The sequence below is a fragment of the Paracoccus sp. PAMC 22219 genome, from assembly GCF_000787695.1.
Classification (GTDB): domain Bacteria; phylum Pseudomonadota; class Alphaproteobacteria; order Rhodobacterales; family Rhodobacteraceae; genus Paracoccus.
In genome coordinates this window covers 1-13902 of record NZ_BBPH01000152.1, presented here as the reverse complement: position 1 = coordinate 13902, position 13902 = coordinate 1, and the positions used below count along the sequence as shown (strand labels likewise).

At 55.3% G+C, this 13902-nt stretch carries 13 protein-coding genes and 2 pseudogenes; 8 read left to right on the top strand and 7 right to left on the bottom strand.

The window, feature by feature from the left end:
• Positions 1-414: 414 nt before the first annotated feature.
• Entirely contained in the window at positions 415-888 is a 474-nt protein-coding gene (locus TY51_RS15860; RefSeq protein ID WP_042251232.1) for a chemotaxis protein CheW, read from the top strand.
• A gap of 83 nt (positions 889-971) precedes the next feature.
• On the opposite strand, the gene pncA is transcribed toward TY51_RS15860, so the two are convergent.
• From pncA to TY51_RS20445, 4 genes are all read right to left on the bottom strand, one after another.
• Positions 972-1568, bottom strand: coding sequence for a bifunctional nicotinamidase/pyrazinamidase (pncA, locus tag TY51_RS15855; RefSeq protein ID WP_042251230.1), 597 nt, complete (start codon positions 1566-1568; stop codon positions 972-974).
• Between the two features lie 171 nt (positions 1569-1739).
• The gene (locus TY51_RS15850) at positions 1740-2117 is read right to left on the bottom strand and encodes a response regulator (protein ID WP_042251226.1); all 378 of its coding nucleotides are present in this window, start codon (positions 2115-2117) and stop codon (positions 1740-1742) included.
• A 25-nt stretch (positions 2118-2142) separates the two neighbouring features.
• On the bottom strand, positions 2143-3750 hold the full coding sequence (locus tag TY51_RS20450; protein WP_052650347.1) for a HAMP domain-containing sensor histidine kinase: 1608 nt from the start codon (positions 3748-3750) through the stop codon (positions 2143-2145).
• 379 nt (positions 3751-4129) lie between these two features.
• On the bottom strand, positions 4130-6355 hold the full coding sequence (locus TY51_RS20445) for a PAS domain-containing protein (protein ID WP_052650344.1): 2226 nt from the start codon (positions 6353-6355) through the stop codon (positions 4130-4132).
• Between the two features lie 327 nt (positions 6356-6682).
• Here TY51_RS20445 and ctrA point away from each other — a divergent pair, with 327 nt between their 5' ends.
• From ctrA to TY51_RS15815, 5 genes are all read left to right on the top strand, one after another.
• The gene (gene ctrA, locus TY51_RS15835) at positions 6683-7387 is read left to right on the top strand and encodes a response regulator transcription factor CtrA (protein WP_042251222.1); all 705 of its coding nucleotides are present in this window, start codon (positions 6683-6685) and stop codon (positions 7385-7387) included.
• A gap of 192 nt (positions 7388-7579) precedes the next feature.
• Complete coding sequence (locus tag TY51_RS24625; protein WP_042251220.1) at positions 7580-7846, top strand: hypothetical protein; 267 nt, start codon at positions 7580-7582, stop codon at positions 7844-7846.
• A gap of 200 nt (positions 7847-8046) precedes the next feature.
• Positions 8047-8589, top strand: coding sequence for a methanogen output domain 1-containing protein (locus TY51_RS15825; RefSeq protein ID WP_042251218.1), 543 nt, complete (start codon positions 8047-8049; stop codon positions 8587-8589).
• A complete protein-coding gene (locus tag TY51_RS15820) occupies positions 8589-9626 on the top strand; it encodes a sensor histidine kinase (RefSeq protein ID WP_042251214.1) in 1038 nt (345 codons plus the stop codon). The genes TY51_RS15825 and TY51_RS15820 overlap by 1 nt, the downstream gene beginning before the upstream one ends.
• A gap of 179 nt (positions 9627-9805) precedes the next feature.
• Positions 9806-10159, top strand: a complete 354-nt coding sequence (locus TY51_RS15815) for a response regulator (RefSeq protein WP_042251213.1) — start codon at positions 9806-9808, stop codon at positions 10157-10159.
• A 49-nt stretch (positions 10160-10208) separates the two neighbouring features.
• Here the strand turns inward: TY51_RS15815 and TY51_RS15810 are convergent.
• A pseudogene (locus TY51_RS15810) lies at positions 10209-10619 on the bottom strand (IS5/IS1182 family transposase); the annotation flags it as partial.
• Between the two features lie 186 nt (positions 10620-10805).
• On the opposite strand from TY51_RS15810, the gene TY51_RS21295 reads away from it, so the two are divergent.
• A complete protein-coding gene (locus TY51_RS21295) occupies positions 10806-11213 on the top strand; it encodes a response regulator (RefSeq protein ID WP_081995152.1) in 408 nt (135 codons plus the stop codon).
• A gap of 79 nt (positions 11214-11292) precedes the next feature.
• Here the strand turns inward: TY51_RS21295 and TY51_RS22830 are convergent.
• Together TY51_RS22830 and TY51_RS15805 are read right to left on the bottom strand one after the other, a co-directional pair.
• A pseudogene (locus TY51_RS22830) lies at positions 11293-11502 on the bottom strand (H-NS family nucleoid-associated regulatory protein); the annotation flags it as partial.
• A gap of 565 nt (positions 11503-12067) precedes the next feature.
• The gene (locus TY51_RS15805; RefSeq protein ID WP_156118074.1) at positions 12068-12688 is read right to left on the bottom strand and encodes a WHG domain-containing protein; all 621 of its coding nucleotides are present in this window, start codon (positions 12686-12688) and stop codon (positions 12068-12070) included.
• Between the two features lie 1017 nt (positions 12689-13705).
• Here TY51_RS15805 and TY51_RS23630 point away from each other — a divergent pair.
• Positions 13706-13902 (top strand): hypothetical protein (locus tag TY51_RS23630; RefSeq protein ID WP_231559095.1); only part of this gene is annotated, 197 nt, incomplete at its 3' end.

Here is a 13902-nt window from a genome sequence, read left to right as displayed (position 1 = left end):
GCTGCTTGTCTCATTTTCCCGCCACACCCCAGAGTTGCACGACATGCAAGAAAGCGGGTTTCGGTATCGGTGTGACGAGATGCAACACGACGTGGCTCCTGTAAGGACGTGCCAAGCCATACTCGAGAACAGTTAAAGGACCGTTTCCATCACAGCTCAGACTCCCTGCGCCCGCAGCAAGGCTTTCTTAATCCCCAGTTGCTAGCGGATATGAATACTGTTGAAGGCGCAGGCGGAACCGCATGACGACAAGGACAAGCAACTGATCGATGTTATCGATAAGGCCCTGGGCCGCTGACGATGGCCGACATAGATGAATTCTGCGACTTGATCATCGACCCCGAAGAAATTCTTCTTTCCATGTCCAACGACCAGGGCCGCCGGATGGCCGCCATGGCATCGAACGGGTGACGCATGCTGCAATCCATCTCGCATAATTCCGTCGGCAAAAGCGACGTCGTGGCCTTCAAGCTGGCCGATCAGGACTTCTGCATCGACATCGGCCTGGTCCGCGAAATCCGCGGCTGGACGCCCACGACGATGCTGCCCCACGCGCCCGATTACGTCAAAGGCGTGATCAACCTGCGCGGGTCGGTGGTCACCGTGGTCGACCTGTCGGCCCGGTTGGGCTTTGGCGCGGCGACGCCGTCGCACCGCCACGTCGTCATCATCGCCATGCATGTCGGGCGCATCGTGGGCCTGCTAGCGGATCTGGTGTCCGACATCCTGCCCATCAACAACGACCACATCCAGGCGGTGCCAGACATCGCCTCGAACCCGGCGCGGGAATTCATCGTCGGCATGATCACGCTGGAAGACGGACGCATCCTGCGCAAGATCGACCTGGCGCAGCTGCTGCCCGCGGCCCACGGGGTCGAAGCAGCATAACGATGACATGCTTCCGCGGCCATCTATATGTGCGGTACTGCTCCAGCGATGGGTCGTTGCTCAATGGACTGGATGCTCACGCTTCAAACCAGCTCGACTCCAGCTCGGCGCATCCCGTCCCGGGCAGAAGCCAAGCTGCCGTTGACGTTGATGGCACGACATGCCTCCTCGATCACGCGCACCTTGAAGCCGAGGCGGGCGGCATCCATAGCGCTCCACGTCACGCAGAAATCATGAGCGAGGCCCACAAAGCTCAAGTCGGATAAATCGCGCTCGCGGAGATAGCCCGCCAATCCGGTCGATGTGCGATGATCATTCTCATAGAATGCAGAGTAGCTGTCGATCTCCGGGCGAAACCCCTTGCGGAGGATAAGATCCGCACGGTTCACATGCAGTTGCTCATGGAAATCTGCACCTGGTGTACCAATGACGCAGTGGACCGGCCATAGGATTTGCCCGCCATACGGCATCCGGACGATCTGGTGCGGTTCCGCCCCGGGGTGATTGTCCGCAAAGCTGGTGTGATTGCGAGGGTGCACGTCCTGTGTCAGCACCACTGCATCATAGTGCGCCATCAAGGCATTGATGGGCTCCACGATTTCGTCGCCACCCAGCACAGCCAATGCGCCTCCCGGACAAAAGTCTTGCTGAAGATCGACAACAATCAAAGCTCTGGCCATGAAGTCCTCATGAAGTTTCTATTCTTGAACTATCGAAAGACGCGTGCAATTTTGGTCAAAGGCTTTGCAAACGATTGCATATCAAGCGGGGTGCTTGGTGGTGCAGATATTGATTGGTCCAAGTACATTTACATACTGTGATAAACGGTATTTCCCGTCAATTTCCGAACCCTACCAAACTTCCAGCTGCCCCCCCTTTAAGCTCTGATCAATAACTTCAAAAAGTGACTGCATCCTGACTGGCTTGGGGACGAAGCCATTGAAACCGGCAGCCCCGCATTCCGCACGACGTTGCGACGTGTCATCGCCGGTGACCGCGATAATGGCGGGCGCTTTTGAGCCCAGAAGATTCGTGATCTCCAGTGCCGCCTCCACCCCAGTCATCCCTGGCATGTTGATGTCCATGAGCACGAGTGCGGGAGCATTATCACGAATACATTCGATGGCCCGCGGCCCACTGGTGACCTCGGTTACCGCGTACCCGCGGCTCTGAAGCATCTTTGCGAGAATAAACCTGTTCGTTGGATTATCGTCGACAACAAGGATCATGGCTTGTTCCAATATGCCCCTCCTATCAGGCTGCAAGTTTCTGAATGATCGGCGCGGCAGCCGGGGTTTCGAGCGTGACCTCAAAAACGAACGATGCTCCGCGTCCTGGCGTGCTATCGACAGAGAGTGTCCCGTCCATCGCCTTCGCAAGGCGTTGTGAAATTGCCAGACCCAATCCGACGCCGCTGACTTCGCGCCTCGCTGAGCTGTCGAGTTGCACGAAGCTGTCGAAGATGCGGTTGATATCTGCTTTCTCGATGCCGGGCCCGCTGTCACTCACAACAAGACGCAGTCGGTTTACGCTAAAGCTTCGCGAAACCTCGAGCTCGACTGAAACAGTTCCCTGGTAGGTAAATTTGATCGCATTGCAGATAAGGTTCGTGGCGATCTGCCGGATCGCAAGACGATCACCCAGCAACGGACTATCGACAGGCCCCTTGCAAAAGAAACTCAGTTGCAGGTCCTTGCTCCGCGCCAAAGGCATCGCCAACGCCAGAACCTCGCGCACCGCCTCACCAGGTTCGAACGGTCCTGTTGAAATATGTCTGTTCCCCGAGTCGATCTGACCAAATATAAGGAGATGGTTGATCAACTCCACTTGTGTCCCGGCCGAGTTCAGCCCAACGCCCACCAACTCTCTCTGCTCTTCGCTCAGATCCTCCAGTTGCAGCAGCTCCAGGATGCCGACGATTCCGTTCATCGGTGTCCGCAACTCGTGACTGAGGCTGGCGATGAACTCGGACTTTGTTCGATCGGCAGCCTCGGCAGCGATGAGTGCCCGTTCAAGCCGCGAGGCAAGCTGGCTGACCGCGAGCGTTCCGAGGCCGATTGTGGCCGTCACCAACAAGAGCGCCAGCATAAGCGGGACAGAAACGGCACGGAGCGCCTGCATGCCAGGCTGGGGTGCAGACCAGACCAGATAGCTCAGTGCACCAGTAGAGCCAGTAACGGCAATCGCTTCGCGATCCCGGATCTCTCCCGCAGATTTGACGAACCCAAGCCCATCAAGCAGGAACATCTTGCTCCAACGCGCGGTCGTCTCATCGTCGAGCCGCACCGCTGAGACCAGGAGCGCCTTTACCTCGCCCTCATTGAGCTTCCTGTCATGTGGGACGATCCAGTCGACGGCAATCGTCCACAAGGTGTTATCAACTTTGACAAAGGTACTGATCGCTTCATCGCCAGGCTTGTGGTCGGTCCGCGTGGCCAGGTCGAAGCCCGCATCGCGAAAGGCAGCAAAATCCTTGCTCCCCAGATGATCGCTTACTTCATCAGCCCACCCCAAGGTCTCAGGCAGCGGCCCGCCGGCCAGAACCAGAACATGCATTGTGTCTGCGACAACGCCAGATCCCAAGTTGATATTCAGCCAGTCGATGTCGTTCTCATTCACCGCGTTGAACGCTTCAGTCCAATAGGCGTAGTCACGCCCAATGACTTCATTGCTCGCTACAACTCCATTCAGGCCGCTCTGGATCATGAGATGGGAGCTCTCCCGGGCGTCTTTGTCGAGTTCCCGAGACAGCCAGTAGACGGCGGCGAGCACCGTGGCGCTGACCAGTATCACGGCCCCGAACGCGGACAGGCGCAGTAGCTGAGAGAGATGTCTTGGCAGTTGGGTCAAGCGTCGCATCATCAGCTCCTCACCCGCGAGAGCTTCAAACGTAGCCTTTACGGCGATCCCAGGCAGTATGGATCTACCTAAAACACGGCGCGAATTTTATACGCTTCAGTGATCGTATTAGTACCAGCCACTTCCAACGATCATAAAATAACCGGGGTCAACACGATAAGCCTGCTGGTCAGCTGCTGTTTCAGATACGCGATCAATGCATGCTGGAACGGCAGGATTGGCACTTGCTTGGGTGATAGAGAAATTGACTTGCCAGTTACCTTCCATCGAGCAACGGTCAAAGGCGGGAGCCCCACGGTTTTGCCACGCTTGCGGACATCCCGGGCAGGGAAAACTAGCCAAAAGTAGTTGCTTAAAAGTCAAGTTCTTAGGAGACTGCCCACTACTGAACAGCTTCCACAAACGCTTGCAACTGTGTCCGACTGACCGGTTTTGCCATGAATACCGTTCCGTGAGGTTTGTCGCCCGCTTGAAGCTTGTCCTGAGTATAGCCAGACATGAGGGCGATCCGAATGTGCGGATAGATGTGGGATATGGACTGGGCCAGCTCCAACCCGGACTCTCCCGGCATGACCACGTCGCTGATGAGCAGGTTCAAGCCAGGTTCGCGGGCAAGGATCTCACGAGCTTCCTTGCCGTTTGCAGCGATAAGCGTGTCGCATCCCAACGAGGTTAGCAGGCGTGCAACGACACGAGCCACTGCCGGTGTGTCATCGACGACGAGTGCCTTCAGCCGTCGTTCAAGGACGAGAGAGACACTCTGATCTGTTGCCTCCCTTTCGCGTGTATCAACCGGCGCTACCCTAAAATACATGGCAACTGTCGTGCCGTGACCGACCGCGCTTGACAGTGTCACGAACCCGCCGATCTGTTCAAGGTAACCGCGCACCCGCGAGAGGCCCAATCCAGACCCCTGCCCGACCGGGCGGGTGGTGAAAAACGGCTCGAACACCTGTACCTGCAACGGCGCCTCGATCCCGCAACCCGTATCCTGGACAGAAAGGCAGACCCAGGTCTGAGGATCATTCCCGTCGGAATGCGCCCGCTCTATTGCATTCAGCCTGATGCGGATGGTGCCTGTGCCTTCGATCGCCTCCCGGGCATTGATGGCCAGGTTCAACAAACAGCTTTCTGCCATGGCCACGTCGATCAGGACCGGCGGCAGCCCGGCATCCACCTCAAGTTCGAGCTTGATCCGGGATGGAATGGCGCGACGGATGAACGGCGCCACGGACTGCAGGAAAGACCCCAGGTCTGCGGTCTGTGGCGTCAACTTCGACTTTCCGGCAAACGCGAGCAGGCTATCGTTCAAGGACTTTCCGCGCATCACGGCGTCCCGTGCCTCCGAGATAAGAACCTTCGCCTCATCGGCATCGTCGGTCAGTTCCAGAAGCTCTATGTTGCCCAGAATGACGGCGAGCAGATTGTTGAAGTCATGGCTGACGCCACCGGCCATCTGCCCAATAAGAGCCAATCGCTCGCTTCGATGACGCTCTTCCTGTGCGCGCCGCTGCTCCGTGACGTCATCCATCAGGACGACAGCATGGCTATACGACACGCCCTGATCCGGAAGGGGCACTGCGACACAATCGAGTATCTCTTGGCGTCCAAATCGAAGATGGCGGGCCTCGAATGTGCAGTGCTCGTGCGATGCGAGAACTTCATCGATCCTTTTCAGGCCTGGAGTACAGACAGCTTCTCCGATCATATCACCGATCGTGTTTCCCGTCAGCAATTTCTCATTCGAGCGCCAAAGCCTCACCGCTGCGGAATTGGCATAGATGATGTGCCAAGTGTCTATATCTCCTGAACCTTTTTCGACCATCACCGCCCCTGTGGTCATGGTATCGATGGCCGTCCGGAATAGGCTAAGGTCGCGTTGCTCGCCAACCTCGCGCGTGATGTTTCGAAAATGAACAGCCACACCTGTCTGGGCAGGGTGAGCGGTGATATGAAACCAAGCCTCCAGGGGTGCGAAGTAGGCCTGTAAGGTATTGGAGACCCCGGTTTCCCTGACCGCTCGGTAAGTTTGCTCAAAGACCGTATCACGGGCTTCCGGAAACTCATCCCAAATGCTCTCACCGACGAGTTCAGTAGGATCGCGGCGGAGCATCTGCACGGCGGCTGAATTCACGAAACTGAACCGCCAATCGCTATCCAGCAGAAAGAAACCGTCCGGCATGGTGCGCAGGACGAAGGACAATTCCGCCTGTGCGCGCTCACGCTCGTCAGATGCAGTGCGTTCAACTGTAATGTCCTGGAAAGCACCCTGAAGGGCGACAACGCGATCATCTTCAAGAAGCGCTTCTCCAATCGTCCGCGCCCAGAAGATGTGCCCTGTTGCTGACCTGCACTGGACGTCGAGGTTCCATGACGTGCCTTCACTCAGGCAGCGCTCAACCGCCTCCACGATCTGCACCCTGCTTTTGCCCACGTAGAACGAGAGCGCAGACTCGAGGGTCAGATCGGTGCCCTGCGGGACGGCAAAGAGTTCATGGAGGAGCGGGGTCCATTCCACGACATCCTCGCCGATGCGGAAGGACCATGCGCCTGTCCGGCTGGCCGCGCATGCCCCTTGCAGCAGGCGCAGTTCGTCGTGCTGGTCCATGCTTAGTTGCATCCTCACTAAGGGCTCTCATATGCCGGGCAACCCGCTCCGGATGGATAACTCTCGGCTCAGGATGCAGAAACCACAACCGCCAGCTGTATGATTTTTAAAACTGAGATGTATGTTTGTGCGCGGGACGCGAGCCGTCCAATACCCTTCACGATCAAGACGCGTGTCACACTCGGAACAGCAACCGGGATCGCCGCTCCCCGGTTGTGATAGAAAAGTATGTCTGCGACTCGCATGCAACCCATAAGTGTATATGTTTGGTCATATCGATTAGAGATAGGCTTGCCTTAGGGCGCGCAAGATCAGAAAGGACCAGCCATGCGGATTCTTGTGGTGGAAGACAATCCCAGTACCGCCCGCACGCTCAACCTGATGCTGACAACATCGAGGCATAGCGTATTCATGACCGACATGGGGGAGGAGGGTATCGATCTCGCGAAAAATTATGATTACGACCTGATCATTCTGGATCTCGATCTACCTGATATGAACGGCATGGACGTGCTGCGACACTTACGCATTGCGAAGATAAATACCCCCATCCTTATCTTGACCGGCTCGGACGATACGGAAAGCAAGCTGCGGGGATTTGGCTTTGGCGCGGACGATTACATGACAAAACCTTTCAACCACCAAGAGCTGCAAGCACGCATTCAGGCAATCATCCGTCGCTCCAAGGGACATAGTCAGGCTACGGTTCAGCTGGGGGACCTTACCGTCAATCTGGATACGAGGTCGGCTGAAATCCGGGGCAAGGAACTGAAGCTGACCGGCAAGGAGTATCAAATTCTTGAGTTGCTGAGCCTGCGCAAAGGCACAGTGATAGGGAAAGAGGTGTTCTTGAACCACCTCTACGGGGGGATTGACGAACCGGAGGCCAAAATCGTCGACGTCTTCGTCTGCAAGCTGCGCAAGAAGCTGTCTGATGCCATGAATGGTCAGAACATGATCGAAACGGTCTGGGGACGAGGCTACGTACTCCGGGAGCCGGAACCGGCTAAGCAGATCACCATGGGCGCTTGACGGTAAGATGACCTGCCCACGTAGCCTGGCGACAGCCCAAAAGGCGAGGCAGTCATCGAAGCCCTGCGTCATGACGCACAGTTTGCTACAGAATCCTGAGATCCGACACCCCGGCCCACGGCACGCCCCCCGCCATCCGCAGGGAACGATCGGCCGACTGTCGCAGGGATTTCGATCAGCAGCGGCGACCGTGTGATCATTGACAAGCCATGCCTGACGAAGGCCGGATTGGCGGGATACTATCTGGCTGCAGCCCCGCTGATTCTACCCGACCTCGCGAACCGACCCTTGTCCCTGCTGCTCCTGCCCGAAAGCATGGCGCGAGAACTGTTCTTTCAAAAGCACCCGGGCAGGGGCTCGCGAGATCCGGGCAGACAGACGGCTGAAGTCCACATCCGCATTGCCCTCTTGAACCGCTTCAATGCACTCGGCACTGCCGAGATCAAGCGAGTGTCCTGAGCTTGACGGGGTAAGGGGAAGTCACGCCGCAACTCCGAGTTCTACAACAACGCCAACGCGTTGCTACAGCGCCCAGCCAGACTCCCTAGAACTCTGAAAATACTTGCAGGGACGATTATAAATGCGCACTTTGTGGTTTAGATCAGTCGTACTCCTGTCTTTAGAATGTCCATACTTCCTATCGAACTGAAAGATGCGTGATGAAACCAGCGGATAGCCAGCATGACGCGTCTGTTCAGAATGCTCCGATTGACCTCGAGCGCGATATCTTCCTGCGAAGCCTGCTGAGGGAACTGGCCGGAACGTTGGAAAGTGTCGTGGGAGTTGCCGAAGCATCGGGCTATATCAGCGTTGTTGGTGGCGCGATCGGTGAGCAGATCGATACAGCATACCGGGCTGCGCTAAAAGTGGACCGGCTTGATAGGTTTCAGGTCCAAGATGTCCTCGTAGACCTGAAACGTAGGATCCAGGGCGATTTCTTCATCATTGAGGAGCGCGAAGATCGCATTGTCCTTGGCAATCGCGCCTGTCCGTTCGGTAAGTTCGTAGAAGGCCGTCCTTCGCTCTGCATGATGACGTCCAATGTCTTTGGATCGATCACGGCACAGAACCTCGGCTATGCCCGTGTTGAGATCGAGGAGGCAATCGCCACCGGCCATCCTGGCTGCAAGGTTATAATCCATCTCAAGCCGCTCGAAACCATTGAACCAAATGCACGTGAATACTTCAGGGTCAAAGACTGATGACGAAGCCAGGTGCAGATGTCGCGGGACTGGACCTGGAGTTCTTACAGGAAGCGGCGTTGGTGATGTCCCTCGATGGCGCAGTGCGCCGCGCAAATTCAGCCGCGCACAACGTGTTGGGACGAAACCTGCTACAGAAGAATTTCTTCGACCAGGTGATGACGCCAGAGGATGTGTTCGCTTTCCTTTCTCGAGCTGGCAGGTCGACCTCGTCCAGTCTTGGTGTAATAGAGGTTCGGTTAGAGACGGAAGTGAAACGCTACCGATCTCTTGCAGCACGCATTCGGCCCGAGGAAAGTTCTGAAACCTTGGTCATCTTGCGTCTCATCGAGGTAAAGGATGATCATTTCAGTGTTTTGAACCGGCGCTTGGCAGAGATGGATCGCGTCTTGCTGGAACGTGTCCGCGAAAATGCTCTTCTGAAAGAAGCGCTGGCGGAGAACCGTGTTCTGGTTCGAGAACTGCAGCATCGCGTCAAGAACAACATCCAGCAGATGCTGTCCCTTATCCGGATGTCACGTACAACGCGGTCCTCTGCCGAGGTCGCCGGGTTCGTCGCGACTGCCTCACAGCGTCTTCGTGCAATGAGCGCGGTTCAGGAGGCCCTCTACCAGAATGCAAACGCTAGAATTTTGTCCAGCCAGGATTTTCTTGAACAGGTAGTTCAGGGAACCGCCTCTGGGTTTGGGGGATCCGACCGAATTAAGGTCTCGATCGCCGAAGGGAAGATGACTGCGGAAGAGGCTCATTGTCTCTCACTCATTGCCAATGAGCTTGTCACGAATGCCTTCAAATACGGGCTCTCTGGCACGAGCGGGACTGTTTCCGTGTCCTTCACATCTTCCTCTGAGGGATACTTATTCGAGGTAAGAGATGATGGTCCTGGCTTTGGCGAACAGACGGAAACGCGGTCGTCGGGGTTGATGCTTGTGCGGGCACTCTGTCGTCAGATCGGCGCATCGCTAGAGCTCAACGATAACGGCGGAGCGAACGCTTTGATCCAATTCAGTTCCCGTACGGACCTTGCAAACCCATGATGACCCTGCCCTCCCGTTTGCTTAAGCCGATACGCATGGATAAGCGCCTTCTGAACAGCCCATCCGTCATGCGGATGCAATCTGTCTCCCGTCACATGCCACCTCCAATCAGGCTGAGCGCATGCCCCGTAGCGGGTCCTGGCGGATCCGTTCCGGGCATCGGACGCCCTCTCCGCATCATGATCGTCGAAGATGAGGCGCTCATTGCCATGGACCTCGAGATGACCCTCGAGGATCTTGGCGCAGAGGTTGTCTGCAAGGCCTCCAGCGCCCCCGAAGCTGTCCGTTTGGCTCGGCAACACCTGCCAGACTGCGTAACGATGGACATTAACATTCATGGAGACAGGGATGGGGTCAGCGCCGCGATCGAACTCTTTCAGATGCTGGGTATCCGCTCGATCTTTGTATCAGCCTACGGAAACCCGGAGACTCGGGAGCGTGCAACCGCTGCAAATCCGGTAGGCTGGATCAGTAAACCGTTTAGCGAGGTCGACCTCAAAAGAGCACTGGAGGAGTTTTCAAACACACTGTGAGGAATCCTCGGGCCAAAAGAAATCAAGGGTACTTTCTGCAGCCCTCTTACTCGGTTGTGTAGCGATACGGTAGCGCTTCCCCTGCAGGACGACGATAGATATCCGCATTGGCCTCATAGACGAAGTCCACCTTCTCATAAATGCCCTTGAGGCGGTTGCGCGACGTCTCGGGGCGTGGAATTGTTGTGGTAATTCCAGCTTTGTTGCGAGCTAGGATCTGCAGCCCGCTAAAGTAGCCGTTGTCGACCAGCGTATGCATCTCGTCGCGACGGAGCGCGTCCTTGGCAGCACGGGCCATCCGCACCATTAAATCGCGGTCATGGCCCTGGTTGGAGACTTCATGCGCGCCGATCAAATGCGTCTCGGCATTCACGGCAGTTTGAACGTTGTGGCCAACCATGCCGCTGTTCGGGACGCTGGTGGCAATGGCGAGGGCGCGGGCAGGGGGTGATTTTAGGTTCGAGTGTAAGTCTGCTCATCAATTCCAGCTATGATAGGGATCATGGTATGGTTCGATCATTGATTTCGTGTAATGAACACACTAACTCGTCAGCGGATCCCCGCCACTTTTCTCCAAGTCCGGAACGAACAGGTCCTTAGATGGATTTGAATTTTAGAGTTATTGTAGAGCCGTGGAATATTGGATATGGATAAATCAGCATTTGATCCGGTTGTCCTTGTTGTGGAGGATCAAGGCCTTCTGCGCATGACTGCTGTCTCAATTATGGAAGATTCTGGATTTGAAGTGTTGGAGGCTTCAAACGCTGAAGAAGCATTAGAGCTACTAGAAGCTTATCCTGACATTTTAGTGGTTTTCACCGATATCGATCTGAACACTAAAAAAGATGGTGTTTGGCTTGCGGAACAGATCAACAAAAGATGGCCCAAGATAGACATTATTGTCACATCGGGATACCCTCGGCCAGATAATTTTAATCCTGATAATATTGTTGCTTACTATGAAAAGCCTTATTCAGAAGAAAAAATTATACAACAAATTCAAAAAACCGTTTTTGGATCGAGGCGTTTGGGAACCAGTTCATCAACTTTCTGATGATCCGGACTTTCAGGAGATGGACCGGAGCGACCTTGCGGACGCATTGGACGCATCCGTGCCTCAACCCTTGACTGAATCACTCCTCCTCCCACTTTCCGCCGCATATTACATGTGCGGCAAAATTTCGCATTCTTGAAGAGAAGTGGGCGAGTGCACGGCCGGTCCAAAGTTCTGTGCGTTGCCAGATCTTGAGATCGTCAGGCTCCGTCCCTGCCACAATGGCCTCTCTATACCAATTCGGCTGACGGCCACGCTTGGTCCAGGTTTGATCCGGATTTCCGGGATTGCGATATTTCGGTGCGACAGTACCGCGCTATGTGCTTTCTGATTTCCGTAAACTCGGACATGGAATATCGGTATTAGCGTGCTTTTCCCCAAGATTGCGCTTGCCGACAGATTTTCGGCGCTCGTCGAAATTGATGTCCTTATTGAGATTCCGCTTAATTCGCGTCAACCCCTCCAAGCTCGACGTTTGAAGGTTAAAATACGACATAGGCATCTTTGTTTGTTCAGGAGGTACGTTTATATATTCAGTTTATTAAAATAATGATGGGAATAAGAAGATAACAGACACAGGTGCATTCCTGCCCCTGTTAACCCTGGCATATAACCTCCAATGGGCCTGCACTTAAGAAGTTACAGAGGCGGAGCGTTAACGCTCGCAAGACCTTTCTTGAGAGTAGGCTTGCTTCCCCTTTGGGGGTCTACCGTACCCAATAAGCAACATGACGCCGTCAAAGTGATCTTCGCCGCAACACGTGCAGATCCATTCCACATCCAGCGCTGCACCGCAGACCAAGCATGGTCCATCATCCAGATCGAACTCCAACGGAAACGGCGTTGGAAGCCTACTACTGCTGCTTTCTGAAAAATCTTGCATTGAACATCTGCACTGCCGCTCGAGCCGTATTTGGGTCGTTAAAGCCGGGTGTCCAGCGATTCAGATCGCTAAGCATCATCTTGCTGATGATACCATAAAGATACGTATGGCTGATAGCCCGCAGCTTCGCCAGATCTTCATCTGGAGCCAGATAGCCCTCATCCTGGGCACGCGTGAACATCTTGATCACCATTTCATGGATGGACTCCTCATAGCGTAGAAGGTGCGGATTGGCTTGGAACAGAGCAGCAGGCATCTGGGCAAGAGTGTAGAACTCGTGAGGATAAAGACGGGCCCACTCAATGTAGGCCTCGGCCACCGCTTCCAGTTGGCGGACGGGAGAGCAGGGTGACGATGCGGCAATCTCTTGGGTGATCATGTGGAGCAGACGCTGCAATGCGGTATCGGCCATAACGCATAAAAGGTAATTCCTATCAGGAATGACGACTTTTAGGGCCTTCTTCTTGATGCCCAAAACCTTGGCGATCTTTTTGAGACGCGGCGGCTTGCCTGTCTTTGCTGTCAGGCAATCGGCTGCATTCACGGCTGCTGACAACAGGTGTTGGCCAGGTTTGAGCAGAGAGGTTTTCATGGTGTTCACCGGCTGTTCAAGCGTCAGAGATTACATTTGCACAAACTGCAAAGAAAAGGGGCGATTGTATAAGTAATGCAAAGAAGCCCGTGTGCGGACGACTTAGACTGTTCCGTTTTGTCTTACAACCCTCCGTTGATTTCCTTCCTATGCGCCCTCCGGCGCCTACCACTGTCTATCAACTGCAGCGCAGGCTGAGGGTATATTAAGCACAACTTATGGCGGTCCGTTAACCATGCGGAAATGTCTTTGCTGTATCGCCATCCCATTCCTCCGGTTCCGTCCTCCCTCCCTGCGGCACCGGTGACACAACAGCCCCCCGGTCCTGCCGCTTCCTCCTACCTGCGGCCAGGGCCGGGGGTCTTAGTCTTGCGGCTCGCAGGCGCCTCCAACCGGGTCTCGCGGAAAAGAAAGGGCCCCCGCCGGAGGGCCGGCCTTGCCGAGGCGACAGTCCGGGGAGTTTAGTGAGGCTTCGGTATCGCGGATTGACCGATTACGATCACGCCGGAATGGCGGCGCTCTCATCAGCTTGGGAACCGGCGCCATAAAACGCGATCTCTGCTGAGGCCTGAAGCGAGCTAGTAATTTACTTGATCATACTTGGTGGTGCTGCGCGGGAGGGGGTTGGTCAAGGAGAGAAGGTGAGGGGCTTGAACACGGTGCCGCCTGCCTGTCCCCCTAAATCGCGACGCATAGCGAGGCCGGACGCAGCGATGCTCCGAAAGTATATTGAGCCGAGCGTCTGATCTGACCTTGTTGCCGACTGCCTACAGCTGAACCATTTCAGCGTCTGCAAATGCAGGGTCTTGACCATCTTCTGCATCATCCGGAGCGCAGCCCCTTCTAAGCAGTGACCTATGGTCACCTGATGCTGCACAAGGCGGCGTTAACTAATAATATTGAGGGTTATTGCTGCGGCGCAGCAATTTTTTTGGAACTTCTGCCTACCTTTGTTCTTCTAGCTGCGAACTTCGATCAAATTTTAACGGTATTTCTACCGACCAAGAGGGCTTGCAGGTGATCAACTTCAGCAGTGCGGATGCTGTCCGCGCATCGGAAGCATCCGGTCTGCAGCGTAGCAAGCCGTTAGTCTTCCAGAGTACACGTTGCGCATCTTCACCGAAGATCCCCTGTGCACCTGTCGGAAAGGTCGCCAAGCGGAGCTTGGACATTACCTTGGTTCTTTTGGCTCTCCCTCTTGTGGCGCTTCTGAT

Coding starts and splice junctions, on each gene's coding strand:
- TY51_RS15860 (WP_042251232.1), top strand. CDS start 415: ATGCTGCAATCCATCTCGCATAATTCCGTCGGCAAAAGCGACGTCGTG.
- pncA (WP_042251230.1), bottom strand. CDS start 1,568: ATGGCCAGAGCTTTGATTGTTGTCGATCTTCAGCAAGACTTTTGTCCG.
- TY51_RS15850 (WP_042251226.1), bottom strand. CDS start 2,117: ATGATCCTTGTTGTCGACGATAATCCAACGAACAGGTTTATTCTCGCA.
- TY51_RS20450 (WP_052650347.1), bottom strand. CDS start 3,750: ATGATGCGACGCTTGACCCAACTGCCAAGACATCTCTCTCAGCTACTG.
- TY51_RS20445 (WP_052650344.1), bottom strand. CDS start 6,355: ATGGACCAGCACGACGAACTGCGCCTGCTGCAAGGGGCATGCGCGGCC.
- ctrA (WP_042251222.1), top strand. CDS start 6,683: ATGCGGATTCTTGTGGTGGAAGACAATCCCAGTACCGCCCGCACGCTC.
- TY51_RS15825 (WP_042251218.1), top strand. CDS start 8,047: ATGAAACCAGCGGATAGCCAGCATGACGCGTCTGTTCAGAATGCTCCG.
- TY51_RS15820 (WP_042251214.1), top strand. CDS start 8,589: ATGACGAAGCCAGGTGCAGATGTCGCGGGACTGGACCTGGAGTTCTTA.
- TY51_RS15815 (WP_042251213.1), top strand. CDS start 9,806: ATGATCGTCGAAGATGAGGCGCTCATTGCCATGGACCTCGAGATGACC.
- TY51_RS21295 (WP_081995152.1), top strand. CDS start 10,806: ATGGATAAATCAGCATTTGATCCGGTTGTCCTTGTTGTGGAGGATCAA.
- TY51_RS15805 (WP_156118074.1), bottom strand. CDS start 12,688: ATGAAAACCTCTCTGCTCAAACCTGGCCAACACCTGTTGTCAGCAGCC.